At 63.8% G+C, this 24,815-nt stretch carries 23 protein-coding genes and 1 tRNA gene; 13 read left to right on the top strand and 11 right to left on the bottom strand.

Annotation, left to right across the window (positions count from 1 at the left end):
* Window positions 1-11: 11 nt before the first annotated feature.
* The 9 genes from BM190_RS01555 to BM190_RS01515 all read left to right on the top strand — a co-directional run bounded on the left by BM190_RS01555 (window position 12) and on the right by BM190_RS01515 (window position 11,617).
* Entirely contained in the window at window positions 12-2,039 is a 2,028-nt protein-coding gene (locus BM190_RS01555; protein WP_092251548.1) for an acyl CoA:acetate/3-ketoacid CoA transferase, read from the top strand.
* A 106-nt stretch (window positions 2,040-2,145) separates the two neighbouring features.
* Complete coding sequence (locus BM190_RS01550; protein WP_177236848.1) at window positions 2,146-3,330, top strand: substrate-binding domain-containing protein; 1,185 nt, start codon at window positions 2,146-2,148, stop codon at window positions 3,328-3,330.
* Window positions 3,331-3,495: 165 nt separating this feature from the next.
* On the top strand, window positions 3,496-4,272 hold the full coding sequence (locus BM190_RS01545; RefSeq protein WP_092251546.1) for an ABC transporter ATP-binding protein: 777 nt from the start codon (window positions 3,496-3,498) through the stop codon (window positions 4,270-4,272).
* Complete coding sequence (locus BM190_RS01540; RefSeq protein WP_092251545.1) at window positions 4,269-4,991, top strand: branched-chain amino acid ABC transporter ATP-binding protein; 723 nt, start codon at window positions 4,269-4,271, stop codon at window positions 4,989-4,991. The genes BM190_RS01545 and BM190_RS01540 overlap by 4 nt, the downstream gene beginning before the upstream one ends.
* Entirely contained in the window at window positions 4,988-5,998 is a 1,011-nt protein-coding gene (locus BM190_RS01535) for a branched-chain amino acid ABC transporter permease (protein WP_018319497.1), read from the top strand. Before BM190_RS01540 ends, BM190_RS01535 begins: the two co-directional genes overlap by 4 nt.
* On the top strand, window positions 5,995-7,080 hold the full coding sequence (locus BM190_RS01530; RefSeq protein ID WP_177236847.1) for a branched-chain amino acid ABC transporter permease: 1,086 nt from the start codon (window positions 5,995-5,997) through the stop codon (window positions 7,078-7,080). The genes BM190_RS01535 and BM190_RS01530 overlap by 4 nt, the downstream gene beginning before the upstream one ends.
* A 174-nt stretch (window positions 7,081-7,254) precedes the next feature.
* The gene (locus BM190_RS01525; protein ID WP_177236846.1) at window positions 7,255-10,377 is read left to right on the top strand and encodes a bifunctional diguanylate cyclase/phosphodiesterase; all 3,123 of its coding nucleotides are present in this window, start codon (window positions 7,255-7,257) and stop codon (window positions 10,375-10,377) included.
* Window positions 10,378-10,490: 113 nt separating this feature from the next.
* Window positions 10,491-11,480, top strand: coding sequence for a sensor domain-containing diguanylate cyclase (locus tag BM190_RS01520; protein ID WP_244550574.1), 990 nt, complete (start codon window positions 10,491-10,493; stop codon window positions 11,478-11,480).
* A 60-nt stretch (window positions 11,481-11,540) separates the two neighbouring features.
* Window positions 11,541-11,617: transfer RNA gene (locus tag BM190_RS01515), tRNA-Arg, on the top strand.
* Here the strand turns inward: BM190_RS01515 and BM190_RS01510 are convergent.
* The 4 genes from BM190_RS01510 to BM190_RS01495 all read right to left on the bottom strand — a co-directional run bounded on the left by BM190_RS01510 (window position 11,588) and on the right by BM190_RS01495 (window position 15,480).
* Entirely contained in the window at window positions 11,588-11,770 is a 183-nt protein-coding gene (locus BM190_RS01510) for a hypothetical protein (protein ID WP_092251542.1), read from the bottom strand. The two genes, BM190_RS01515 and BM190_RS01510, sit on opposite strands and share 30 nt — an antisense overlap.
* Entirely contained in the window at window positions 11,767-14,244 is a 2,478-nt protein-coding gene (locus BM190_RS01505) for a polyamine aminopropyltransferase (RefSeq protein WP_244550562.1), read from the bottom strand. Before BM190_RS01505 ends, BM190_RS01510 begins: the two co-directional genes overlap by 4 nt.
* Window positions 14,245-14,732: 488 nt before the next feature.
* A complete protein-coding gene (locus tag BM190_RS01500) occupies window positions 14,733-14,942 on the bottom strand; it encodes a hypothetical protein (protein ID WP_038949391.1) in 210 nt (69 codons plus the stop codon).
* Window positions 14,943-15,036: 94 nt separating this feature from the next.
* Window positions 15,037-15,480, bottom strand: a complete 444-nt coding sequence (locus tag BM190_RS01495; RefSeq protein WP_092251540.1) for a TspO/MBR family protein — start codon at window positions 15,478-15,480, stop codon at window positions 15,037-15,039.
* Window positions 15,481-15,523: 43 nt separating this feature from the next.
* Here BM190_RS01495 and dinB point away from each other — a divergent pair, with 43 nt between their 5' ends.
* Both dinB and BM190_RS01485 read left to right on the top strand, forming a co-directional pair.
* Window positions 15,524-16,624, top strand: a complete 1,101-nt coding sequence (dinB, locus tag BM190_RS01490; RefSeq protein ID WP_092251539.1) for a DNA polymerase IV — start codon at window positions 15,524-15,526, stop codon at window positions 16,622-16,624.
* A gap of 104 nt (window positions 16,625-16,728) precedes the next feature.
* Complete coding sequence (locus tag BM190_RS01485; protein ID WP_092251538.1) at window positions 16,729-18,141, top strand: sensor histidine kinase; 1,413 nt, start codon at window positions 16,729-16,731, stop codon at window positions 18,139-18,141.
* Between the two features lie 99 nt (window positions 18,142-18,240).
* Here the strand turns inward: BM190_RS01485 and BM190_RS01480 are convergent, their stop codons facing one another.
* Window positions 18,241-18,534, bottom strand: a complete 294-nt coding sequence (locus tag BM190_RS01480) for a hypothetical protein (protein ID WP_018319488.1) — start codon at window positions 18,532-18,534, stop codon at window positions 18,241-18,243.
* A gap of 200 nt (window positions 18,535-18,734) precedes the next feature.
* Window positions 18,735-19,421: a DNA-3-methyladenine glycosylase I gene (locus BM190_RS01475; protein WP_092251537.1), complete on the bottom strand. Its 687-nt coding sequence runs from the start codon at window positions 19,419-19,421 to the stop codon at window positions 18,735-18,737.
* A gap of 202 nt (window positions 19,422-19,623) precedes the next feature.
* On the opposite strand from BM190_RS01475, the gene BM190_RS01470 reads away from it, so the two are divergent.
* Window positions 19,624-20,451 (top strand): metallophosphoesterase family protein, encoded by an 828-nt coding sequence (locus BM190_RS01470; RefSeq protein WP_092251536.1) that lies wholly within the window; start codon window positions 19,624-19,626, stop codon window positions 20,449-20,451.
* On the opposite strand, the gene BM190_RS01465 is transcribed toward BM190_RS01470, so the two are convergent.
* The 5 genes from BM190_RS01465 to BM190_RS01445 form a co-directional block, all read right to left on the bottom strand.
* The gene (locus BM190_RS01465) at window positions 20,390-20,875 is read right to left on the bottom strand and encodes a Crp/Fnr family transcriptional regulator (RefSeq protein ID WP_018319486.1); all 486 of its coding nucleotides are present in this window, start codon (window positions 20,873-20,875) and stop codon (window positions 20,390-20,392) included. The two genes, BM190_RS01470 and BM190_RS01465, sit on opposite strands and share 62 nt — an antisense overlap.
* Before the next feature lie 79 nt (window positions 20,876-20,954).
* Entirely contained in the window at window positions 20,955-21,491 is a 537-nt protein-coding gene (locus BM190_RS01460; RefSeq protein WP_018319485.1) for a GNAT family N-acetyltransferase, read from the bottom strand.
* A gap of 122 nt (window positions 21,492-21,613) precedes the next feature.
* The gene (locus tag BM190_RS01455; RefSeq protein ID WP_092251535.1) at window positions 21,614-22,354 is read right to left on the bottom strand and encodes a di-trans,poly-cis-decaprenylcistransferase; all 741 of its coding nucleotides are present in this window, start codon (window positions 22,352-22,354) and stop codon (window positions 21,614-21,616) included.
* A gap of 29 nt (window positions 22,355-22,383) precedes the next feature.
* Window positions 22,384-22,758: a winged helix-turn-helix domain-containing protein gene (locus tag BM190_RS01450; RefSeq protein ID WP_026202187.1), complete on the bottom strand. Its 375-nt coding sequence runs from the start codon at window positions 22,756-22,758 to the stop codon at window positions 22,384-22,386.
* Complete coding sequence (locus BM190_RS01445) at window positions 22,745-23,362, bottom strand: hypothetical protein (RefSeq protein WP_092251534.1); 618 nt, start codon at window positions 23,360-23,362, stop codon at window positions 22,745-22,747. Before BM190_RS01445 ends, BM190_RS01450 begins: the two co-directional genes overlap by 14 nt.
* 194 nt (window positions 23,363-23,556) lie before the next feature.
* On the opposite strand from BM190_RS01445, the gene BM190_RS01440 reads away from it, so the two are divergent.
* Complete coding sequence (locus tag BM190_RS01440; protein WP_092251533.1) at window positions 23,557-24,804, top strand: S1C family serine protease; 1,248 nt, start codon at window positions 23,557-23,559, stop codon at window positions 24,802-24,804.
* The last annotated feature ends 11 nt before the right edge of the window (window positions 24,805-24,815 follow it).

The following is a 24,815-nucleotide window of genomic DNA, read 5'->3' as shown; positions in this document are numbered from 1 at the left end:
GAGGGAATGCCATGAGCCAGCATCCTGCCTTGCCCTATTTGCGCAATTCCGAGAAGGGCAAAGTCGTCACCGCGGCGGAAGCCGTCATGCTGATCCGTGACGGCGACACGGTCGCGACCGGCGGCTTCGTCGGCATCGGCTTTGCCGAGGAGATCGCGATCGCACTGGAAGAGCTCTATCTCTCCCACGAGGGCGATGCCCCCTATACGCAGGGCAAGCCGCGCAATCTGACGCTGGTCTACGCGGCGGGCCAGGGCGACGGCAAGAATCGCGGCCTCAACCATTTCGCGCATGAAGGCTTGGTCCGCCGCGTGATCGGCGGACATTGGGGCCTTGCGCCGAAATTGCAGCAGCTTGCGATCGCGAGCCAGATCGAGGCCTATAATCTGCCGCAGGGCGTGATCACGCATCTGTTTCGCGACATCGCGGCGCACCGGCCCGGCCACATCACCCGCGTCGGCATGGGCACCTTCGTCGATCCGCGGCAGGGCGGCGGCAAGCTGAATGCGCGCACCACCGAAGAGCTTGTGGAACTGATCAAGATCGACGGCGAAGAATGCCTGCTCTACAAGACGTTTCCGATTCAAGTCGGGATCATCCGCGCCACGACGGGCGATCCCGACGGCAACCTTACCATGGAGAAGGAGGCGCTGACGCTGGAAGCGCTCGCCATCGCGATGGCAGCGCATAATTCCGGCGGCATCGTCATTGCCCAGGTCGAACGCGTGGCCGAGGCCGGCAGCCTCAACCCACGCCAAGTCAAGATTCCCGGCATCCTCGTCGACTGCGTCGTGGTGGCGAGGCCCGAGAATCACTGGCAGACCTTCGGCACGCAATACAATCCGGCCTTCTCCAGCGAGATCCGCGTCCGTGCCGCCTCGCTGCCGGTGATGCCGGTCAGCGAGCGCAAGATCATCGCCCGTCGCGCCGCCCTGGAGCTGAAGGCCAACAGCGTCGTCAATCTCGGCATCGGCATGCCCGAGGGGATCGCCTCCGTCGCCAATGAGGAGCGGATTATCGACCTCATCACGTTGACGGCCGAACCGGGCGTGATCGGCGGCATCCCCGCGAGCGGCATCGATTTCGGCGCGGCGATCAACACCCAGGCGGTGATCGACCAGCCTTATCAGTTCGACTTCTACGACGGCGGCGGCTTGGACGCCGCCTTCCTCGGGCTCGCCCAGGTCGATCGCGCCGGCAACCTCAATGTCAGCAAGTTCGGGCCGAAGCTTGCCGGCGCCGGCGGCTTCATCAACATCAGCCAGAACGCCAAGGAGGTCATCTTCGTCGGCACCTTCGGCGCGGGCAAGCAGCGCATCGCCGTGAAGGACGGCAAGCTCGTCATTCTCGACGAGGCCACATCACGCAAGTTCGTCGACCGCGTCGAGCACGTCACCTTCAGCGGCCCGTTCGCGGCCGCGCGCAAGCAGCGCACGCTTTATGTCACCGAGCGCTGCGTGTTCGAGCTCAGGCCCGACGGGCTCGAGCTCACGGAAGTCGCGCCCGGCATCGACATCGAGCGCGACATTCTGCGCCTGATGGACTTCAAGCCGCTGATCCCGCGCGACCCGGCGCTGATGGACGATCGCATCTTCCGCGAAGGTCTGATGGATTTGCGCGAGCGCCTGCTCACCATCCCGCTCGACCAGCGCTTCACGCTGGACGAGCAGCAGAACCTGTTCTTCGTCAATCTCGAGCGCTATCCGCTACGCAGCAAGGCCGAGATCGACACCATCGCTGGTATCGTCGAAGCCAGGCTCGCTCCGCTTGGCCGCCGGGTCTACGCCATCGTCAATTATGACAATTTTTCCATCCTGCCGGAGTTGATGGACGATTATTCGGCGATGGTGCGCAGCCTGGTCGATCGCTTCTATTCCGGCGTGTCGCGCTACACCACGTCGGGCTTCCTGCGCATCAAGCTCGGCGAAGCCCTGGAGAAGCGCGGCGTCGCGCCGCACATTTTCGAAAGCGCTGATGAGGCGCAGTCGGATCGGCGTCAGGCCGAGGGAGCCGGCGATGCGCGGCCAGCCCAAAAATGATGCATGCTCGAAAGGCCGACGCGCTCGGCCGGAAGGTTCAATTGCAATGTTCGTAGTGTTATGCAAATCGCTGTTGCCGAGAAACGTTAAATCAGGAGGGACCATCGTGCGTCGATCACTCATCATAACAACAACCATTCTCGGACTCGCTGCGGGCACCTCCGTGCAGGCCGACGATCTCAAGGTCGCGCTGATCTACGGCAAGACCGGTCCGCTCGAGGCCTACGCCAAGCAGACCGAGACCGGCCTGAAGATGGGCTTCGAATACGCCACCAAGGGCACGATGACCCTCGATGGCCGCAAGATCGTCATCATCACCAAGGACGACCAGGGCAAGCCGGACCTCGCCAAGGCCGCGCTCGCCGAAGCCTATCAGGACGACAAGGCCGACATCGCGATCGGCACGACCTCGTCGGCTGCGGCGCTCGCCATTCTCCCGGTCGCCGAGGAGAACAAGAAGATCCTGATCGTCGAGCCCGCCGTCGCGGACCAGATTACCGGCGAGAAGTGGAATCGCTACATCTTTCGCACCGCGCGCAACTCCTCGCAGGACGCGATCTCCAATGCGGTCGCGATCGGCAAGCAGGGCGTCACCGTCGCAACGCTGGCGCAGGACTATGCGTTCGGCCGCGATGGCGTCGCCGCCTTCAAGGAGGCACTCGCCAAGACCGGCGCGACGCTCGCTGCCGAAGAATATGCCCCGACCTCGACCACCGACTTCACCGCGGTCGGCCAGCGCCTGTTCGACGCGCTGAAGGACAAGCCGGGCCGCAAGGTCATCTGGGTGATCTGGGCCGGCGCCGGCAATCCGCTGGCCAAGCTGCAAGACATGGACCCGAAGCGCTACGGCATCGAGCTCTCCACCGGCGGCAACATCCTGCCGGCGCTCGCCGCCTATAAGGGCCTGCCCGGCATGGAAGGCGCGACCTATTATTTCTACGAGATTCCGAAAAACCCTGTGAACGACTGGCTCGTCGCCGAGCACCAGAAGCGCTTCAACGCGCCGCCGGACTTCTTCACCGCGGGCGGCTTTGCCGCCGCGATGTCCGTCGTCGCCGCCGTCACCAAGGCGAAGTCGACCGACAGCGAGAAGCTGATCACGGCGATGGAAGGCCTGGAGTTCGACACGCCGAAGGGCAAGATGGTGTTCCGGAAGGAAGACCATCAGGCGCTGCAGAGCATGTACGCCTTCAAGGTCAAGGTCGATCCGAACGTCGCCTGGGCCGTGCTCGAGCCGGTGCGCGAGCTGAAGATCGAGGATATGGACGTTCCCGTTCGCAACAAGCGCTGACGTTTCTTACTTCACCTCCCCCGCTTGCGGGGGAGCCGGGAGAGGGCTCTCTCCCCTTGGGGGTTCTCGCGTGCGGAAATACCCTCTCCCCACCCCTCCCCCGCAAGCGGGGGAGGGAGCCCACTGTGATCGCGGATACTTCCTCATCTCATCATTTGCCAAACAATGACGCTCACCCTCGAAACTCGCGACCTCACCATCCGCTTCGGCGGCCATGTTGCGGTCAACAGCGTGACCTGCACGTTCCGTCCGGGCGAGCTTACCGCGATCGTCGGGCCGAACGGCGCCGGCAAGACCACCTATTTCAATCTGATCTCGGGCCAGCTACGCGCCTCGAACGGCAGCATCCTCTTCGACGGCACCGACATCACCCAGCACTCCGCGCCGATGCGGACGCGCGCCGGCCTCGGGCGCGCATTCCAACTGACAAACCTCTTTCCGAACCTCACCGTGGAAGAGAACGTCCGCCTCGCAGTGCAGGCGGCGAACGGCACCCATTACGACATGCTGCGGCCCTGGATGGTGCGCCGCGAGCTGATCGCCCACGCCGACGCCATCCTCGACCAGGTCGCGCTCGGCAGCCGCCGCGGCGTCGCCGCGACCGCGCTGTCGCATGGCGACCAGCGCAAGCTCGAGGTGGCGCTGATGATCGCGCTGGAGCCGAAAGTGTTCATGTTCGACGAGCCGACCGCCGGCATGAGCATCGACGAGGTGCCTGTGGTGCTCAACCTGATCGCGCAGCTCAAGCAGGACAGGAGCAAGATCATCCTTCTCGTCGAGCACAAGATGGACGTGGTGCGCTCGCTCGCCGACCGCATCATCGTGCTGCATAACGGCCAGCTCGTCGCCGACGGCCCGCCTGCCGAAGTGATCGCCTCGCCGATCGTGCAGGAAGCCTATCTCGGTGTCGCGCCCAAGACAGCTGCAGGGAGCGCGGCATGACCGATCTCCTGAAACTCTCCGGCGTCCACACACATATCGGCCGCTACCACATCCTCCAGGGCATCGACCTCGCCGTCCCGCAGGGGCAGACCACGATGCTGCTCGGCCGCAACGGCGCCGGCAAGACCACGACGCTGCGTACCATCATGGGGCTGTGGCAAGCTTCATCGGGCGAGATCAGCCTCTCCGGCGATCGTATCGAGGGCCGTGCCACGCCCGACATCGCAAGGCTCGGTGTCGGATACGTTCCGGAGAGCATGGCGGTGTTCTCCGATCTCACCGTGAAGGAAAACCTGGTGCTGGCGGCGCGCGACGGGCCGCTGGACGACAAGCAGCTCGACTGGATTTTTGGTTTCTTCCCGGCGCTGCGGCGGTTCTGGCTGTCGCGGGCGGGAAGCCTCTCGGGCGGGCAGAAACAGATGCTCTCGATCGCGCGCGCCATCATCGAGCCGCGCAAGCTCTTGCTGATCGACGAACCGACCAAGGGGCTCGCGCCGGCGATCGTGATGGCGCTGATCGAGTGCCTGAAGGAGATCAAGCGCAAGGGCGCAACCATCCTCCTGGTCGAGCAGAATTTCTTTGCCGCCCGCGAGCTCGGCGACAACGTGCTCGTGATGGACAACGGCACCATCGTCCATCGCGGCGAGATGGCGGCGCTCGCCGCCGACGTGCCGCTACAGGAGCGGCTGCTCGGCTTGAGCCTGGAGGCGCATCAGTGACTGACCTTGCCGCAACCGATCCGCTGCCGAAGCCGAAGCGCGACATCGCGCCGATCCTGCTGCCGGTCGCGCTCGCACTCGTGACCATCCCGCTGATCGGCTCGCCCAGCACCTGGCTGACGCTGACCGCCGCGAGCCTCGCCATGGGCATGATGATCTTCATCATGGCCTCGGGCCTGACGCTGGTGTTCGGCCTGATGGACGTGCTCAATTTCGGCCACGGCGCCTTCATCGCCGTCGGCGCCTATGTCGCGACCCTGGTGCTGGCGCCGTTCGCAGCCTCCATTCAGGCGGATTCGCTTTGGATGAACCTCGCCGTGCTGGCGCCGGCCGCTCTGCTCTCGATGGCGGTGTCGGGCGCCCTTGGCCTCGTCGTCGAGCGCGTGCTGATCCTGCCGGTCTACGGCCAGCACCTGAAGCAGATCCTGATGACCACCGGCGGCCTGATCGTCGCCGAGCAGACCCTCTATGCGCTGTGGGGGCCGCAGATCATCCCGATGCCGCTACCGGCCTCGCTGCGCGGCTCCTTCATCCTCGGCGACGTCGCGATCGCCAAATACCGCGTGCTGGCGATGCTGATCGGCCTTGCCGTCTTCATCGCGATCCAGCTCGTGCTCAACCGCACCAAGCTCGGGCTCCTGATCCGCGCCGGCGTGGAGAACCGCGAGATGGTGGAAGCGCTCGGCTATCGCATCCGCCGGCTGTTTCTTGGCGTGTTCATGACGGGATCGGCGCTGGCCGGCCTCGGCGGCGTGATGTGGGCGCTCTATCGCGAGCAGGTCCATGCCTCCATGAGCGACGACCTCACCGTCTTGATCTTCATCGTGGTCATCATCGGCGGCTTGGGGTCGATCGGCGGCTGCTTCATCGGTGCGATCCTCGTGGCCATGGTTGCCAATTACGGCGGCTTCCTGGTGCCGAAACTTGCCCTCGTCTCCAACATCCTGCTGATGGTCGCCATTCTGATGTGGCGGCCGCGCGGCCTCTATGCGGTGACCAGCCGATGATGATCCTGTCAGGCGATCCGCCGCGTAGCCGAATCCTCACCCTCGTTCTCGTCGTCATCATCCTGGCGCTGGCGGCGACGCCGTTCCTGTTTCCGGGTGCCAAGGCATTGAACGTCGCCGCCAAGATCTGCGTCTTCGCCGCGCTGGTCGCCTCCTACGACCTCCTGCTCGGCTATACCGGCTCGGTGTCGTTCGCCCACACCATGTTCTACGGCATCGGCAGCTACGCGATCGCCATCGCGCTGTACGGGATGGGCCCGAATTGGGCGGCGGTCGCCACCGGCATCGTCGTCGGCCTACCGCTCGCGGCCCTGCTCGCGCTCGCCATCGGGCTGTTTTCGCTGCGGGTCGCCGCGATCTTCTTTGCCATGATCACGCTCGCGGTCGCCTCCGCCTTCCAGGTGCTGGCTTCGCAGCTGTCCTGGCTGACCGGCGGCGAGGACGGGCGCAGCTTCCAGCTGCCCCAGTTGCTCCGCCCCGGCACGGTGCTGATCCCAAAGAGCCTGGTCGGCTTCGAGGTCAACGGCCGGATCCTGACCTACTACCTGGTGTTCGCCATCTCGGCCCTGATGATCCTCGCACTGCTGCGCGTCGTGAACTCGCCGTTCGGGCGTGTGCTGCAGGCAATCCGCGAGAATCGCTTTCGCGCCGAGGCACTCGGCTTCCGCACGGTGTTCCACCTGACCTATGCCAACTGCATCGCCGCGCTGGTCGCCGCCAGTGCCGGCATCCTGAATGCGCTGTGGCTGCGCTATGCCGGTCCCGACACCTCGCTCAGCTTCTCGATCATGCTGGACATCCTGCTGATGGTCGTGATCGGCGGCATGGGCACGATCTACGGCGCGATCATCGGCGCCACCATCTTCATCCTCGCCCAGAACTATTTGCAGTCGCTGATGGGCGTCGCCTCCACGGCGGCGTCGGAGGCCGGCTTGCCGCTGCTGCCGGGGCTGCTGCATCCCGACCGCTGGCTGCTGTGGCTCGGCCTGCTGTTCATCGCCAGCGTCTACTTCTTCCCGACCGGCGTGGTCGGGCGGCTGCGTAATCCCGCTGGCGGCAAGAGCGCCGGCAGTTCGCATTAAGGCGCGATTAATGATGCAGTGCGGCGATTGCTATACCCACCGCACAACCACGACGCGATTCCCGCTCTGCTGCATACGGGCGCGATTGCGCAACTGGATTAATGCTTAGGTAACTGGCTTTCCTAAGGTTTAGGCCATTTGTGCGGTGTATTCGTGTTCCTCCAGGGAGGGGGAATGCGCCAGGTCTTTTCCACGGTGGCAGCCGGAATGTCTCTAGCCGCAAGGAACGGCTGGGAGGCCTTGGCGCGACGTGGTCCTGTCCTGTGGCTGATCCTGTGCGGCGTGTTGCTGGTCGCGGGCATCTTCGGTGTGACGGCCGTGGCCGTCGGTGAATTTCGCGAGCGCACCCTGGCCAACCGCGAGCGCGAGCTGGAAAACACGGTCCAGCTGATCGCCCGGCATTTTGATCAGCAGTTCGAGGACTCCGACGTCGTCGCCGCCGATCTGATCAATCAGATGAGCCTGACGGAGATCACCTCGCCGGCGATGTTCCGCGAGCGCATGTCCGGGGCTGCGGCGAACCAGATGCTGCGCAGCAAGATCAGCTCCGTGTCTTACCTCGGCGATATCGCGATCTACGATGCCGACGGCGAGCTGATCAACTGGTCGCGGGCCCAGCCCCTGCCCAAGATCAACGTTTCGTCGCGGGCCTACTTTCAGACATTCAAGACCAATCCGCAGTCCGAACCGGTGCTGCTGGAATCAGTCCGCAGCTTCATCATCAACAAATGGACCACGATCGTGGCGCGCCGCTTGAACGGTGCGGACGGCACCTTCCTCGGCGCGATGGTCCGCCGGATCGATCCAGACAGCTACCAGCATTATTTCGCATCGGTCGCGCTTGCCGAGGGCACGGCCATCTCGCTGTTCGATCGCGAAGGCAAGATGCTGGCGCGTTATCCGCATCATGAGGAGCTGATCGGACGGAGCTTCAAGGATGCACCGCTGATGCGGAAGGTGCTGACCAAGGGCGGTCAGCAGACGCTCCGCGTCAGGAGCCCGCTCGACGGCGAGGAGCGGCTCGGCTCAGCGGCGTCGCTGACGCATTTTCCGCTGGTCATCGTCGCCACCAACACGACAGTCGCGGCCCTCGCGGACTGGCGGCAGCAGACCGGCTTCATGGTCACGACCGCCGCGCTTTCGGCTGCCGTGATCGCGCTGATCCTCTATCTGATCATCCGCCTGATCAACCGGCAGAACCGCGAAGCGCAGGAACGGCTGGAAGCGGAGCGACTGCGGCTCGACACCGCCTTGAACAACATGACGCAGGGGCTGATCCTCTACGACGCGAGCGGCACCATCGTCACCTGCAACCGACGCTACGCCGACATGTTCGGCCTCTCCCACGACGTCATCAAGCCCGGCTGTCACATCCGCGAGGCGATGTATCATCGTCAGGAGCGCGGCGCGTTTGACGGCGACGTCGAGGAATTTTGCGCTGACGTCATGAGGGTCGTCGCCGAAGGCACGGTCTCCACGCGAATTCATCAACTGGCCAATGGCCGCGCCTTCCAGGTCATCAACACCCCGCTCGCCCAGGGCGGCTGGGTCGCGACGATCGAAGACATCACCGATCGCCGCCATCTGGAACAGGAGCGCGATCGCAACCACACCTTCCTGCGCGAGATCATCGACCATATTCCTTCGCGGATCACCGTGAAGGATGCCCGAACGCGGCGCTACCTCCTGGCCAACCAGGTGGCCGAGCAACAGCTCGGCGAAACGCCGGAGACGATCGTCGGCAAGAGCGCGTTCGACCTTTACCCGACGGAAGACGCCGAGATCATCACCCGGGACGACGACAAGCTGCTGCAATCGCCGAACGGCCTGTTCCTGGATGAGCACATCTGGAATACCCCGGCCACCGGCCGGCGCTATATCACCTCGACCCGGATCGGCATCCGCGACAAGTCCGGCGAGCCGCGCTACATCATCAATGTCGTCGAGGACGTCACCGAGCGGCGGCGCGCCCACGAAAAGATCGCGCATATGGCGCATTACGATGCGCTGACCGACCTGCCGAACCGCACGCTGTTCCGCGAGCAGATCGAACGCGAGCTGGCGAAGGTCGCCGATGGCGCGCAGTTCGCGCTGCTCTACATCGACGTCGACGAATTCAAGGGCATCAACGATTCGCTCGGCCACCACGTTGGCGACGAGCTGTTGAAGGCGATCGCAGGCCGCCTCCGCGGCTGCCTCAAGCAGGACGACCTGATCGCGCGGCTCGGCGGCGACGAGTTCGCCGTGATCCAGACCGGCATCCAGTCCCCTGCCGACGTGCTGGCCTTCGTGACGCGGATCTACGAGGCGATCCGACAGCCCTATCACTGTCTCGGCCATCAGCTCTCCACCGACGCGAGCATCGGGATCGCGCTGGCGCCGCAGGACGGCACCGATCTCGACCAGCTCATCAAGAACGCCGATCTCGCGATGTACGGCGCCAAGGCCGAGGGGCGCCGCACCCACCGCTTCTTCGAGCCGGAGATGGATGCCTACGCCAAGGCGCGCCTGAGCATGGAGCAGGATCTGCGGCAGGCCCTGGTGAACGGCGGCTTCGAGATTCACTATCAGCCGCTGGTCGACCTGCGCACCAACGACGTGGCGGGCTGCGAGGCATTGCTGCGCTGGCGCCATCCCGAACGCGGCATGGTCTCGCCGGCCGAGTTCATTCCCGTCGCCGAGGACACCGGCCTGATCAACGAGCTCGGCGACTGGGTGCTGCGCATGGCCTGCAACGAGGCCGCGACCTGGCCGACGCATATCCGCGTCGCGGTCAACGTGTCGCCGGTGCAGCTCAAATGCGACACGCTGGCGCTGCGGATCGCGGGCGCACTCGCCGCCTCCGGGCTGGACCCGCGCCGGCTCGAGCTCGAGATCACCGAGGCCGTGCTGATCCGCGACGACGAAGCTGCGCTCTCGATCCTGCACCAGCTCCGCTCGATCGGCGTACGCATCGCGCTCGACGATTTCGGCACCGGCTACTCCTCGCTCAGCTATCTCAAGCGCTTCCCGTTCGACAAGATCAAGATCGATCGCTGCTTCGTCGCCGACATCGCGGAGACGAGCGGTGCACCCGTGATCGTGCAGGCGGTGGTGAACATCGCGGCCGCCAGCAGCATGACCACGGTCGCCGAGGGCGTCGAGACCGAGGCGCAGCGCGAGATGCTGCGCGCGCTCGGCTGCACGCAGATGCAGGGCTATCTGTTCAGCCCGCCGAAGCCGGCCAGCGAGGTGCGGAAACTGTTCGGCTCGGGCAATGGCTTGCCCGGAGCCTTGCCGGTGGCGGCGGTGGCCTGATGACGAAATCTGTGAAGTCGTCGAGCAAGACGTCGGCCAAGTCTTCGCGCAAGCCTTCGGCGAAGATTTCGGCCAAGACGGTCGACGTCGCGGATTCCTATGCCGTGCGGCTGATGCAGCATCTGGTGGTGCCGACCTTCGTGATCGATCCCAAGCGCCGCGTCGTGATCTGGAACAGGGCCTGCGAGCGGTTGACCGGCCTCGCCGCATCCGAGGTGATCGGCACCAACAAGCACTGGCAGGCCTTCTACGAGACGAGACGCCCCTGCCTTGCCGATCTCGTCGCGCTCGACCGGCCCGAGCGGCTTCCGGAGTTCTATTCGGAATACGCCGCGCGCGGCCATAACGGGCTCGGCTTTTCCGCGGAAAACTGGTGCACGATGCCGAAGCTCGGCAGCCAGCTTTATCTCGCCATCGACGCCGGCCCGATCCACGACGAGGCCGGCCATCTGATCGCCGTGGTGGAGACGCTGCGCGACCTCACCGACCAGAAGCGCGCCGAGATGGCGCTGAAGGAGCTCGCCACCAAGGACGGGTTGACCGGCCTGTCGAACCGCCGCTCGTTCGACCAGATGCTGATGACCGAATGGGCCCGCGCCCATCGCACGCAGAAGCCGCTTGCGCTGCTGTTCGTCGACGTCGATCATTTCAAGCTGTTCAACGACCACCACGGCCACCAGATCGGCGACGAATGCCTGCGCGCGGTCGCTTCGGTCGTCAGCCGGCATGCCGTGCGCCCGCTCGATCTCGCCAGCCGTTATGGCGGCGAGGAGTTCGCGCTGATCCTGCCGGACATGGATTGCGATACCGCCTGCGTCATCGCCGACGAGATCCGCTGCGCCGTCATCGCCTTGCGGATCGCCCATGGCGCCATCGGCGCCGGCGACCACGTCACCCTCAGCGTCGGGGTCGCCAGCCACATTCCCGGCGGCGCCGATGGCGGGCCCGACCGGCTGCTGGGCGCGGCCGACGAGGCGCTCTATGTGGCCAAACGCCTCGGCCGCAACCGCGTCATCTGCGCCGAAAGGGTGCTCGCCGAATTCGCAAGCCTCGGTAGGGAGGCCGCAGCGGTTCCAGGCCCTTTCCAGCGCAAAACCGCTTAAGCGCAATGTGGCGAGAACCGGTTGCCCGCCCCGCGCCAATCGGCTAAATGAGCGAGCACTGCACCCGTAGCTCAGCTGGATAGAGCGTTGCCCTCCGAAGGCAAAGGTCACACGTTCGAATCGTGTCGGGTGCGCCACGTCGGTACAAAACTGGTGATGTTAAGGACGCGCGCGGGCGTTTTCGCGGGCGCTGCGTCCTCGCCGGCGAGATGATTGGTCGTACCGTTCCCCGACACCCCGACATTGATCGCGCCGGACTTCGCCTTCGCGAGCGCGATCAGCTCGTTCACGTCCTCGCGGCGGCCTGCGGCGACGGAATGGGCGAACCGATCGGAGAGGCAACGTCGTCCGGTACCAGTCCTGGTCCCTGGATCAGCTCGACCACAGGCAGAACGGGATGACTTTCCTTACGCCTGAGGGCGAGCAGGGCGGCAGAGACAACGTAGAGGGCGACGCCCAACGCATATGTCGAGGCGATGCCGAACAGGATGGAAAGGGTCACGCCCAGCACCGAGGCTAGCATCGAGGTAATGCCGTTGGCGCTCCAAAGGAACGGAAGTATTTCCGAGTGGCGGCGCCAGATGCTTAAGCCGAGCGGGAACATCATGCCCATGCAGAACGCCGGCGGCGCTAACAAGGAGACGGAGATCAGTATCCGGATGTCGGTCGCTTCCGACCGCGCCCAGGTGCTCACCAGCGGTGTAAGGAAGCCCGCCACGGTGAGCGTGACGAGGAGAGCAGCCACCCGGCCGAGCACTACGCCGCGATGAGGGGTTAGCGCACCAACCGTCGCACTGCCGATACCGCTGAAGATGAGAATGGTGAAGAGAACGACGCTCAATCCGTAAACGGGATGTCCGAGAAAGACCATTAACCGCTGCATCTGCGAGACTTCGATCAGCATAAATCCGAGGCCGATCGCGCTGAAATAGACCACCGGCGGCGTCAGTCTCGATAGCGGCATCTGTCGTGCCAGACGCACAAACGGAACGACGATATAATATGCGCAAGCGCCGAGCGCGACACCGAGCACCAGCAAGATCATGCTGATGGCCACATTGTTGTTCGTGACGGTGGACGACGGTTTGGTGATGAAATTCGTAAAGCGCTGCGTGAAGAAGAAGAACGGACTATCGTCGGTCGAAGCGGTGATATTCTCCGGCAATGACGCCAAGAAAGCAGGGCCTGCGTTGCCGGAGAGCAATTTAGAAGTGATGGCGTCGAAAGCGACGTCGGGTGCCAGGATAATCTTGAAGCCCTGTGCAGCAAGTCTTACCCGCGCGCTTTGCCATTCGGCGTCCGTGACGGCGTCGGGGCGGGTGATGACGGTCACGATAGGACCAGCGTTGACGGCGATCACATGCCGCGCGAGTTCGCCCACGGGTACACCGTGCCGCTGTAGTGCGTTGGCGGCGATCGCCACAAGCCGGTAAAATTCTCCGCTATGATTCGTGGGATCGTACCAACGCGAGATCGACAGCAGCCCGCCGGGCTTCAAGGCACGGTAGAAGTCGCCCCAGGCCTCCACGGTATAGAGGCGATTTTCCGTCAGCGTCAGCCCGCCGGCGGCCGTGGCGGCCCAGGTGTCGATCAGCGAAATCTGGACGAGATCATACCGATCGGAAGAATGATTGATGTAGCTGCGTGCTTCGGCGTTCACCAGCTTCACACCCGGCTGACGATCAAGATGGCCGGAGAATTCGGCGAATTTGTCGGTCAGGACCTCGAAAATGGCGGGGTTGATCTCGATTCCGCGGATGCGCTTCGCGCCAAACAAAAGTGCAGAAAGGATGTCGCGCCCGCCGCCGACGCCGATGACAGCCACGTCTGTTGGCGGCTGAACTAGGTAGGCCGCATTGATAACGTCGTCTTTCAGATAGGACAGCTTGTCGAGATCGCCGTCGTGCCGGGTGATGACGGTAGCCGCGTCGGAGTCGATATCCAGATAGTTCTGGTCGATCTTTACCTTGGGATCGCGGGCAAAGCCCCAGCCGAACGGAACTGTCTCTCCGAGCGGCCTCACTCGTACACGGGAATATGTGTTCCAGCGCTCGAACAGTGTCCCGGTCTCCTCCCGCCCCTTGGCCCAGAACACTCCAAGGTGACTTTTGCCAGCAACATCAAGACCAGTATGCAGGGCGGCCGTAGTCGCCAGCGTCAGCGCGACCACACCGCTCAGTCGCCGGCTGCCGACATCGCCGCCGCTGCGGACCACCATCCAGCCCGCACCTGCGGCAAAGGCACCGAGCCACAACGTGGCGCTGACGGGATCGACGACGAGCAAAGCGAAGATGATGCCGAGGCATCCGAACGCGGCCCCGGTCAGATCCGCGGCATAGAGCCAGCCACCGGCATACGGAAGACGCGTGAGCAGCAGCGTGATGCAGATGCCGCTTTCGCTGAAGGGGATCACGAATGCCAGGGCCGCAAGCGCGAGAGCGCCCTGCGCGAGGACTGCAGGAATCACGAGAGGCACGCAGAGGAAGGCGACCATCGCGCCAACACCCGAGACTGCGAACCACGAGGCGTGGCGTGCGAACTCGGGGCCCACTGCCTCGGGCCCGTAACGCTCGGCGTTGTTGTAGACCTCCATCGCGCCGCGCGTCAGTCCGAGCATCGCAAGCGAAATGGCCGCGAACGCGAAGTGGTAGTATAGCATCACGCTAAAAAAGCGCGTGATCAGGATCTGGAAAGAAAGAGTAGCGCAGGCCAAGACAAAAATTGCAAAATAGTAGCGGCCTGGAATCCTGAGACTTGCCGGCACGGCATTCACCCTTAGTTGGTCATCGGCGAAAAATTGGATCCGTTCTGGCCAACACTGGACAGCGTTTCCTAACATCTGGTTGCCTGTTTGGGCGCCTTACAACTTTTAGGAGAATGTCTTCTTAACTTAACGGTCTCTAAAGGCTTGGCGAAAATCGTGCCGAGTTAACGGACTGTGCCGTGCGGCTTTTCAAACTAAGCGACCGTAACTCGGAAACAGGTCCGTGCCCTAAACATTCTTGACGAGCGGGGAAGATAGCGATGCCTCTTCTTGGCCCACCGCGCTGTTCCCGAGATTGATCGAAATGGCCGCAACCGCGAAATCGGGAGGACAACAGCCTATGAGGCGTAGCACAAGATCGCAGTCCGTCGCTGGTTATCGGGCGTGATCGCGTCGCCGGCCGCCGCGTCATAGCGCTACGGCGAAGCAATAGTGCCCATCTTCATCGGCCGTGGCGCGCCAGTCCTACGGCCGTTTCAGGCCGACGCTCACGTCAGCATCGCGACAATCGCCTGGAGCTGGTCGGAGGCGGACGAGACCAGCCCGTCATATGACGTCTGGCCATGTGCGGCGGCATTTAGGATGCATTCGGCCACAGCCGCTTTCAGGCCGAACACCGATTGATGGGCCGGTACGCTCGCCATCACGGTCTCCAGCGCTTGACGCATCGTGTGAATGAGCTCGGAGCTGTATTGCATTGGCTGTCCTCCGTGCGCTCATATTAGGTCGCGCGACCATGCTTGCCACTCACAAGCCTGAGATTGCTCTTTGAACTGGTCGAGACTGAACGCCTCAATTCAAACGCCAGATGGCCGCATTGAGCACGCCGGCAAACGCGACCCAGGCTGCGTAGGGCACGAACAATGCGGCGGCCAGCCTGTCTCGTGATGCCTCGAGACTGATATAGGTCACGATCGCGACGAACAGGCCGATGAGAATGACGAGCGCAGCGCCGATCTGGTGCATCGTGAACATGACCGGAGACCAGGCGAAGTTGAGCGCCAGTTGCGCAGCCCAGGCCGTCATCGCTTTGCCCCCGGCTTCACGGCGAAAGGTCCGCCAGCCCGCGATGGCGATCATGATGTAGAGCAGGGTCCAGGCCACCGGGAACGCCCAGTTCGGTGGCACGAACGCCGGTTTGGCGAGGCCGGCATACCAGTCTCCGGGGAGATTGGTTGCGCCGATCAGCCAGCCGGTGCCGACCACGCCCACCACGAACAACAACAGCTGCAGCATCCATCACCTCGCGCATTTCATCGCGCAATTGTATCATCCTTCCATGAGCGAATCCGACACGGTGACCGGCGAAGCCTCGCCCGTCCGCAAGATCATCCATATCGACATGGATGCCTTCTATGCGTCGGTGGAGCAGCGCGATAATCCGGAGCTGCGCGGCAGGCCGGTCGCGGTCGGAGGCTCCGCGGAACGCGGCGTCGTCGCGGCCGCCAGCTACGAGGCCCGCCAGTTCGGCGTTCGCTCCGCGATGCCATCGGTCACTGCGAAGCGGCAGTGTCCCGATCTGATCTTCGTCAAGCCGCGTTTCGAGGTCTACAAGGCGATCTCCAGGCAGATCCGCGACATCTTTGCCGAGCACACGCCCATCATCGAACCCTTGTCGCTCGACGAGGCCTATCTCGATGTGACAGAGAACCTGCAAGGAATCCCGCTGGCGCGCGACATCGCGCTGAAGATCCGCGGGAAGATCAAGGCCGAGACTGACCTCAACGCGTCGGCGGGCATCTCCTACAACAAGTTTCTGGCCAAGCTCGCCTCCGATCATCGCAAGCCCAACGGCCAGTTCGTGATCTCGCCTGAGATGGGGCCGGCTTTCGTCGAGACGCTGCCGGTCGGCAGGTTCCACGGCATAGGCCCGGCGACGGCTGCGAAGATGAACGCGCTCGGCCTGTTCACCGGTCTCGACATTCGCAACCAGACGCTGGAGTTCATGAATGCGAATTTCGGCAAGTCAGGTGCGTACTATTACTGGATCTCACGCGGCGTCGACGATCGGCCGGTCCGGGCCAACCGGATCCGCAAGTCCATCGGCGCGGAGACCACGTTCTCGACCGACCTTGCCGAATATGACGCGCTCGCCGCCGAGCTAAGACCTCTCGTCGACAAGGTCTGGCGGCATTGCGAGGCGACCGGCAATCGCGGCCGCACCGTCACGCTGAAGATCAAGTTTGCCGACTTCGAGATCATCACACGCAGCAGGTCTGTCGCAGCGGCGGTCGCGGGGCGGGACGATCTGGAGCGGCTGGCGTGCGGCCTGCTCGAAGTCGAGATGCCATTGCCCAAGCGCGTCAGGCTGCTGGGTGTCTCGCTGTCCGCGCTCCAGATCGGGGACGAGGCGGAGCCGCAGCTGACCTTGGGCATTTGAACGGGGCCGGCAGGCCCTCGGCGAACGCGACATCTTTATCCGCGACGCGGCTCAAAACCTGTCGTAGAGACACCAGAACACGGTTTTTCGCGATTGATGCTGGAATGCTTGCTCTATTGATACGCCTCGGTTTGCGCTTCGAAGACCGCATCGAGGAGCGCCGGTTTGTCGACCAATACGTCCGAGGCAGTCTCGGGTGGACGCAGATCGCGATGCTGCTCGGCGCCGCCACCTATGCCGGCTACACCCTCTGGGATTGGGTGCTCTATCCCGCAGTCGTTCCAACCACGCTGGCCATCCGTGGCGGCACCGCCCTGTTCGTGCTGCTCCCGCTGACCGCGTTACTGTCACGGCGATTGATGAAGCCATGGGCGGAGACGATTTTCCTCGTCTACTGCGTCATTCCCGGCTGCATCCTTCCGAGCATCTATCTCGTCCTGCCGTCGGGCTTCACCTTTGCCGCCCCCGGCATGATGATGATCATTCTGTTCGTCTCCACCATGCTGCCATTGCGGATCGGCTCGCTGGCGATTTTCTGCCTGTTGTCGTGGCTGGCGCTGCTGGTCGCCGAGACGTTCGCACCGACGATGCCGATCGGCCTGCGATTCATCAATCATTCTCTCGTCGGCAACGCCTACGCATTGTCGCTCTACGCCGTGGCCGCGCGCGAATACCGGGCGCGAAAGCAATTCCGAACGTCGGAGGCGCTGCAGCGGGAGAAGGAACGCTCGGAGAAATCGCTGCGAGATCTGCGCGCGACCCAGGAACATCTGGTGCAGGCAGAAAAACTCGCCTCGCTTGGTCGATTGGTGGCCGGTGTCGCTCACGAGGTCAGCACCCCGCTTGGCCTCGCCCTGACGACCTCGACCACCATGCAGACCGATCTGCAGACAATGGCCGACGCATTGGGCGGAGCGTCGGTGCGCCGATCCGATCTGACCAAGGGAATTGACAGGCTCAAGCAGGGGCTCGACCTGACCTTCGACAATCTGCATCGCGCATCCGAGATGGTGCACAGCTTCAGGCAGGTCGCAGTCCACCAGGCCGATGAAGACCGGCGCACGTTCGAGCTTAAGGATTGGCTGGCTGAGCTGATGTCCAAGCTTGGGCCGCTGCTATCGCATCATGCTCTGGCGGTCGACGTCCAATGCCCGGCGGGCATCAAGCTCAACAGCTACCCCGGAGCGCTCGCCCAGGTGATCAGCAATCTCGCCCTCAATACCGCAGGGCATGCGTACCCGGACAAGAGAGACGGCAGATTCGCAATCACCGTCAGCCAGCCGGACGCGAAACGGGTCCGGCTGGTCTGCGCCGACGACGGAGTTGGGATACCCGAGGAATTACAGGCGCGGATCTTCGATCCGTTCGTCACCACCGGTCGTGAGAGCGGACATGCCGGCCTCGGGCTGCACATCGCATTCAATTTGGTGGCCTCGTCGCTGAACGGGCGCCTGCGACTAGAGAGCAGGAAGGGTCCAGGGACTCAGATCGCGATCGAAATTCCGATCGAAGCATGATGCTGCGGCTCCTGGAGCCGCCTCACAAGGCGGCACGCGGCCGATGGTGACGGGATTTTCAGGCCCCGTCACCGATGGAATTCGACCCGCTCGGGGCAATCAATGCCTCACGTGCTCGAACACCACGATCACGCCGGTCGGCTCGGGCTCGTGCGCCATCAGGCGCGTCAGGTCGGAATCGCCCCAATCGGCGAGGCTGACGACTTCGCCGCTCTGGCGGTCGGCACCGAGCGATGGTGTGGGTTCGAGGACCTTGAGGCCCATTTCGTCGACGAAGAAGGTATGCTCGCCGAACATGCTGTTGAGTTGCGGCATGGCCGGGTGTTCGTCGGGCAGCACCTGAGCGCCGAGTTGGTTGACGGTCTGCTTCACCTGTTCGGATGTGAGCTTCATGAGCTGCTCCGTTTCTGTGTCCGGTTTCGTTGGCCAGGGCGGGAGCACGCGTTCCCTGCGCCTTTGTCCGCCTGGCTCGACTCCGAACAGGTGCTGCGCTCAAATGTTCCCGAGAAATGTATTTCGTGATCGGGCGCTGCATCTGCCGCGCTCGCGGCACGAGATCGCCACAAGATGCACACGATTTATCGGGGGACCTGCTACGCGCTGCGGCTTTCACCGACCGAGAGCGCGCAGATGCGTGACAGATATGTGTAGGGCAGGCCGGTCTCCTCGGCCCAGGCATTGAACTGCGCCTGCACCTTGGCGAGATCCCGCTTCGACTTGACCTCTTCGGCAATGTCGAGACCGGCATCGCGCAGGCAAGCCACCACGTCTGCGGAGGTCGCAAAGCCGTCCCACCCGACGAAGCGCAGCAGCATCTGCCCGGTATTGCCGCCGAGCCGGCTGCCGCGCTTGGTCATGAGATCGAGCAGGCCGATCTCGTCGGACGACGGCCACTTCGCCAGAAACTTGCCGAAGCTGCCGTGCTCCTTCGCGATCTCCTGCACGAAGGCAGCGTTGTCGCGCACCGACATGATCTTGGCACCATTGCGCACGATGCGCGCATCGCGCAGCAGGCCTTCCCAATAATCCTCGGGCTGGAAGCTGAGCTTGGCCGGCTGGAAACGCAGGAAAGCGTCTTCAAATCCGTCCCATTTCGTCTCGATCACGCTCCAGGCAAAGCCGGCGCAGAACACACGCTTCGTCATCTCCGCCAGGATGCGATCGTCGCCGAGCTTCGCCAGACGCTTCAGGTCGGGCTTCGCCGGCATCAGCTTTTCCAGGGCCTTGGGTCCGCCCTTGCGTTTCTCGGCGCGGGCGCGAATGGTCTTGAAGGGGGGCATCTGACACGGGCAATTGAGGGCACGCCACGACATCAGAATTCGGCGATCCGGTCCAGCCCTGCGGCGCCGGGTCTCGGCGGCGCGCCGGCCGGCGCATGCCTTCGCCTGTTGCCTGGCCGGAAGGACGGGCCGAGCTGGCCTGCTTCTTGCTTCGTGATTTTTGGAATTTCCAGACATTTCAACCTGCTCCGAACGGATTTCGATGCGCTGCCTGGTCGTCGCCGACCTGCACTATTCGCTGCCCCAGTTCGACTGGCTGGTCAGCGCGGCGCCGCAATTCGACCTCGTGATCTTCGCCGGCGATGCGCTCGACATCGGCTCAACGGTGGATTTTCGCGCGCAGATCGTGGTCGTGAAGAGGTACCTCGCGCTGCTTGCCGCGAAGACGCGCGTGATCCTCTGCTCGGGCAATCACGACCTCGACGAGCGCAGTGCAGAAGGCGAGAAGATCTCGCGCTGGATCTCGGAGGTGCGGGAGCTGGGCATTGCCTGTGACGGCGACAGCTTCACCATCGGCGACACGCTGTTGACGGTTTGCCCGTGGTGGGACGGACCACAAATTAAGCAGCTCATCGCCACGCAGCTCGGAGACGCTGCGGCCCTCCGGCCGCGGCGTTGGATCTGGGCACATCACGCGCCACCGGCCGATTCACCGACCAGCTGGGGCGGCAAGCGGTTCTTCGGCGATGTCGAGCTGGCGCAATGGATCACGCAGTACCAGCCTTCGATGGTGATCTCGGGTCATGTGCATCAGTCGCCTTTCATCAAGGACGGCTCGTGGTTCGACCGGCTGGGCGAGACCTGGGTGTTCAACGCCGGACTGCAGCCGGGCCGGCCACCGACCTGCATCGTGCTGGACCTCGACGCAGACCAGGCGTTCTGGCTCGCGGCTGGCGAAGCCCAATGGATCGACCTCGGCGCGCCGCTGAAGCGGCCCGCTGCCCCTATCGAGGCGCCGGCCGACTGGCTCACATTCTTGGATCGGATTGCCGATCCGACCCTGGCGAGACCTCAAGCGGCGGCAAGTTGATCATGCTCTGGAGCACTTCGCCAACCATGGCCAGATGCGTGCCGTGACCGGCATATTGCCGCTTGAGATCGGCGAGATAGGTGTTGGCGACGTTGAGCCGCTGTGCCAGCATCCGCGCGATCAACAGCGCGACGCCCGGCTCCTGCCTGAGAACCGATGCTGCATCCTCGAATTCGTAGATGACCGCGTCGGTGCAGGCCCGCACCGTCGCGGTATGCGGCTGCTCGAGCAGCACGGACATTTCACCCAGCACCGCGCCTGGCTCGGCGACGGTGGCGACCACCATCTCGCCCTTAAGCACCTCGAGCCTGCCCTTCATCAGCACGTAGAGATGGCCGCTGGTGCCACCCTCGGTGACGATCAACGTGCCGGCCGCCACCTGCCGTTCCGTTCCGCCGCGGCAATAGTCCAAGACTGCGCGCATCGCTGAAAGCTCCGATCACGGGAGACAGTAGAGCACGATCGGCATCGCCTGCTTGCTCAAATTTTCGGCAAGACCCCCGCTAGCGCGACAGGCGCTTGGCTAGATGAACCGACTGCCAGTCTCCGAGCCCGGTATCGTTGAATCCCGCTTTCCTGGCGAGGCCGCGCATCTCAGCATTCGCCCGCGCGGTCTCGGCAGCGATCATCTCATGCCCGAGATCAATCGCGCGCGTTTCCATCGCCGTCATCATCTGAAGGCCGAGCCCCATGCGCTGGAAGGCATCGGCAACCGAGATCGCAAATTCGCCGTGCCGGGCCGTCGCATCGTACGCGTATAGCGCTTCGCCGATGATCCTGCCCCGTCCCTCCTCCCTGAGCTCGGCGAGCAAGGTGAAGTTGTCGAGACCGCCGCTCTTGGCGATGCATTCGGCCGCGACCACGCCGAGGTCGGAACGCGCACCACTGAAGCGCTTGTTGCGCGATGTCGTGGAAAGGCCGGTGAAATAGACCGACAGATTCTCCACGTCGGATGCGCTCGCGGTCCTGATGCAGACCATGCCGTTTGCGTCGGCCAGTTCGACCGGCTCGACGACGGCTCCCGGAAACAGCTGTGACATGCGTGATGCTCTCGGCAGGTTGCTGGGACTTGCAGACCTAGCCGAGGCCGCTCACCGTCCGCTTGGACGGAGCTGCCAATCATACGGATGAAAACGAACAGCTCGTTTTCATGTGCCGCGCGTCACACACGGGAGAGCGAAGGCACCTCCTCGGGCACGATCGCCTGAAGGCCGCCGAAGCGGCGCTCGCGGCCGTGGAAGGAGGCCAGGGCGGCGGCGAGATCGCTGGCGTCGAATTCAGGCCACATCCGCTCAGTGAAGTGCAGCTCGGCATAAGCGCCTTCCCAGAGCAGGAAGTCTGACAGTCGCTTCTCGCCCGAGGTGCGGATGATGAGATCGACGTCGCGCAGGCCGGCTTCGCCGGTGACGAGCTGCGAGAAGGCTTCGCGGGTGAGGCTCGTCAGCGCGGCCGCCTTCGCCGCGGCATTGAGGATGGCATCACGCGCGGAATAGTCGACGGCGATACGCAAGTGCAGCGTTGAGCCTTCAACTGTCGCGTCTTCGGCTCGCGTGATCGCATTGGCGATGCCGTCAGGCAAGCGGTCGCGGCGGCCGATCACGGTGAGGCGCACGCCGTTCTTGACCAGGCTCTGCACCTCGTTGGCGAGATAGAAGCGCAGCAGGGTCATCAGCGCCGCGACCTCGGCCTTTGGTCTCCGCCAATTGTCGGTCGAGAAGGCGTAGAGCGTCAGCGTGCCTATGCCCTGTTTCGGCGCGGCCTCGACGATGCGGCGGATGGTTTCGACGCCGGCCTCGTGGCCGCGCACGCGCGACAGGCCCCGCCGCGTCGCCCATCGTCCGTTGCCGTCCATGATGATGCCGACATGAAGCTTTTCGTTGCGGGACGCAAGGTCACTTTGCATTGCAAAGTCTCCGGTCAAAAAGGGGGGGATCAGGTCGAGACGATACCGAGGCGGCCGAGCGGCGGCGCCTCGCGGCCGGCGGCTTTCGCAGCGTCGCGCACCAGGCGTTCGAGCACGGCGAGATAGTCGAGGAAACGGCGGCGCCCGGCCTTGGTGAGGCGGCAGGTGGTGTGCGGGCGGTTGCCCTCGTAGCCCTTGGTCACCTCGACGAGGCCGGCCTCCTGCAGCACGCCGAGATGCCGGCTGAGATTGCCGTCGGTGAGGCCGCACAGCTGCTTGAGGTCGGCGAATGCCAACCCCTTGGGATGCGCCATCAACGAGGTCAGAAGCCCGAGCCTCGCCTTCTCGTGGATCACGCGGTCGAGCCCTTCATAGGAGAAAGGCGCGCTGTCAGCCTTCAACATCATGGTCTCCAGATGCGACATAGAGAATGCCCGCCATCACCGACTGCCCGATCACGAAGGGCAGGCCCATGGTCCATGGCGACAGCGTGTGCGTCTGGCTCGCGAGCACCACCACGGCGAAGCCGGACACGAAATACCACGCGCCGGCGAGCGCGACGGTGCGCGGCAGCGAGCGGACGGAAGCGAAGATGCCGAGCGACACCAGGATCTGCCACAGGCCCGGAAGCAGCCACAGCGTCTCGCCCGCGAACTTCCACATCACCACCGCGAGCAGCACACCGGCAACGCCCGCCGGCAGAAACTGCTCGACCGCCTGGTGGATCATGGCGTCGGCCAGACCCGAATGATGGCGGCGCGAACGCGCGCGCATCTCGATCCCGATGATCAGGCCGGACAGCGCGGCGGCAACGAACCAACCGAAGAAGAAGCCGAGCGGCTCGCTGTTGGGATCGCCCAGCAGCCAGAATTGCAGGATCGCGGTGAGCAGCGCGACAGCGCCGGTCGCCGCCATCGTCGCGGGGCCATAGCCGCGGAATGCCGTGCCGGCCGCAATCTGGCTGCGGATCGCCACGATGTCGGCCAGTGCCTTGTCGAGATCGCGCAACGCCAGAACCTCGCTCCGCCCGTGTTTCCGGGATTGCTCGTCCCGTTACTTTGTAATGCAAAGTATATGGCATTGCAAAGCAAACGCAAGCCTGAAAGTCGCCGCGAGAGGATTCCGCCGGCACAGACAACTGCCGGTTGCGCACGCCCCGCTCCCGTAGATAAGATGCGGTCCAAAAGCGTCCGGGGGCTGGTATGTGGCTCAAGTCATTTATTCTCGCATCTCTATTGCAAATAGGTATCGCCGGAGCCGCTAATGCGGCGGGACCGTTCGGCAGCGTCAATGTCGGCAACTGGATCGGCGGCGCCTTCAGCAACGACCAGACCGGCGCCTTCTCCCATTGCGCCGCGACGACGCCTTACCTCAACGGCGTTATCCTGGTTGTCGGCTACAACGCTGTCGGCACCTGGTCGCTGGCCTTTGCGAGCCCGAGCTACCGCTTCAAGCAAGGTGAGAACGCCGCGATCGACGTCATCTTCGACGGACAGGAGCAGGCGAGACTGTTCGCCACGGCCAATCAGCCGAACATGCTCACGGCGGTCATGCCCGCCAACGTGGTGCGTACGTTTCAAAAGGCAAGCCTGATGGTCGCAACCAGCGGCCGCACCGTGCTGAATTTCGACCTGACATCGACCGGGCCGGTGATCGCGGCATTGGCCAATTGCGTGAGCAAGGTGAAAGCCGACGGGCTCGACAAGGCCGGCGACTTCACCAAGGTTGCGGCGAAGCCCGCAGTGGCCGGCGACAAGCAAGGTGCGCCTCCCGCCAAACCGGGACGAACCGGAACCTTCACCGGCACTGGTTTTGTAGTCAGCCCCAACGGGCATGTCGTCACCAACAGTCACGTGATCGATAGCTGCACCGGAGATATCAAGGGCAATCTCGCCGGCGAGGCCGCGATGGTTCTGCGCGTCGTCTCCAGCGACGCGACAAACGATCTCGCGCTGCTGCAGGCGCCGGCGACGGCAGTATTCAAGGATTTTGCGAAGATCCGGGACCGCTCGATGCACTCCGGCGATTCAGTGGTGGCCATCGGCTTCCCGCTGCACGGCTATCTCTCCTCCGACCTGACCGTGACGACGGGAATCGTCAGCTCACTCAGCGGCTTCCGCAATCACACCGGACGCTTGCAGATCAGCGCGGCTGTTCAAGCGGGCAACAGTGGGGGCCCCTTGTTCGACTTGTCCGGCCAGGTCGCCGGCATCGTCGTTGCCAAGCTCAACGCGCTCAGGATGATCAAGGAGACCGGGCAGCTGACGGAGAATATCAACTTTGCCATCAAGACCGGCGCGTTGCGCGACTTCCTCGACAACTCCGTGGTGCCCTACCAGACCGCAGAGCCCAAGGGCGAACTGAAGACAGCCGACATCGCCGCCAACGCCCGCGCCTACACGATGCTGATCTCGTGTACCGGCACGGAGCAGGCGGACGCGAAGCGGTAAACCGCTCCGCC

This window comes from Bradyrhizobium sp. Rc3b (assembly GCF_900114915.1).
Lineage (GTDB): Bacteria > Pseudomonadota > Alphaproteobacteria > Rhizobiales > Xanthobacteraceae > Bradyrhizobium.
This window is presented reverse-complemented; position numbering and strand designations above follow the sequence as displayed.

What these genes read in the sequence shown, in the direction of transcription:
- BM190_RS01555 (WP_092251548.1), top strand. Translation starts at nt 12, where the DNA reads ATGAGCCAGCATCCTGCCTTGCCCTATTTGCGCAATTCCGAGAAGGGC.
- BM190_RS01545 (WP_092251546.1), top strand. Translation starts at nt 3,496, where the DNA reads ATGACGCTCACCCTCGAAACTCGCGACCTCACCATCCGCTTCGGCGGC.
- BM190_RS01540 (WP_092251545.1), top strand. Translation starts at nt 4,269, where the DNA reads ATGACCGATCTCCTGAAACTCTCCGGCGTCCACACACATATCGGCCGC.
- BM190_RS01530 (WP_177236847.1), top strand. Translation starts at nt 5,995, where the DNA reads ATGATGATCCTGTCAGGCGATCCGCCGCGTAGCCGAATCCTCACCCTC.
- BM190_RS01525 (WP_177236846.1), top strand. Translation starts at nt 7,255, where the DNA reads ATGCGCCAGGTCTTTTCCACGGTGGCAGCCGGAATGTCTCTAGCCGCA.
- BM190_RS01520 (WP_244550574.1), top strand. Translation starts at nt 10,491, where the DNA reads ATGCAGCATCTGGTGGTGCCGACCTTCGTGATCGATCCCAAGCGCCGC.
- BM190_RS01500 (WP_038949391.1), bottom strand. Translation starts at nt 14,942, where the DNA reads ATGCAATACAGCTCCGAGCTCATTCACACGATGCGTCAAGCGCTGGAG.
- BM190_RS01495 (WP_092251540.1), bottom strand. Translation starts at nt 15,480, where the DNA reads ATGCTGCAGCTGTTGTTGTTCGTGGTGGGCGTGGTCGGCACCGGCTGG.
- dinB (WP_092251539.1), top strand. Translation starts at nt 15,524, where the DNA reads ATGAGCGAATCCGACACGGTGACCGGCGAAGCCTCGCCCGTCCGCAAG.
- BM190_RS01485 (WP_092251538.1), top strand. Translation starts at nt 16,729, where the DNA reads ATGCTTGCTCTATTGATACGCCTCGGTTTGCGCTTCGAAGACCGCATC.
- BM190_RS01480 (WP_018319488.1), bottom strand. Translation starts at nt 18,534, where the DNA reads ATGAAGCTCACATCCGAACAGGTGAAGCAGACCGTCAACCAACTCGGC.
- BM190_RS01475 (WP_092251537.1), bottom strand. Translation starts at nt 19,421, where the DNA reads ATGCCCCCCTTCAAGACCATTCGCGCCCGCGCCGAGAAACGCAAGGGC.
- BM190_RS01470 (WP_092251536.1), top strand. Translation starts at nt 19,624, where the DNA reads ATGCGCTGCCTGGTCGTCGCCGACCTGCACTATTCGCTGCCCCAGTTC.
- BM190_RS01465 (WP_018319486.1), bottom strand. Translation starts at nt 20,875, where the DNA reads ATGCGCGCAGTCTTGGACTATTGCCGCGGCGGAACGGAACGGCAGGTG.
- BM190_RS01460 (WP_018319485.1), bottom strand. Translation starts at nt 21,491, where the DNA reads ATGTCACAGCTGTTTCCGGGAGCCGTCGTCGAGCCGGTCGAACTGGCC.
- BM190_RS01455 (WP_092251535.1), bottom strand. Translation starts at nt 22,354, where the DNA reads ATGCAAAGTGACCTTGCGTCCCGCAACGAAAAGCTTCATGTCGGCATC.
- BM190_RS01450 (WP_026202187.1), bottom strand. Translation starts at nt 22,758, where the DNA reads ATGTTGAAGGCTGACAGCGCGCCTTTCTCCTATGAAGGGCTCGACCGC.
- BM190_RS01440 (WP_092251533.1), top strand. Translation starts at nt 23,557, where the DNA reads ATGTGGCTCAAGTCATTTATTCTCGCATCTCTATTGCAAATAGGTATC.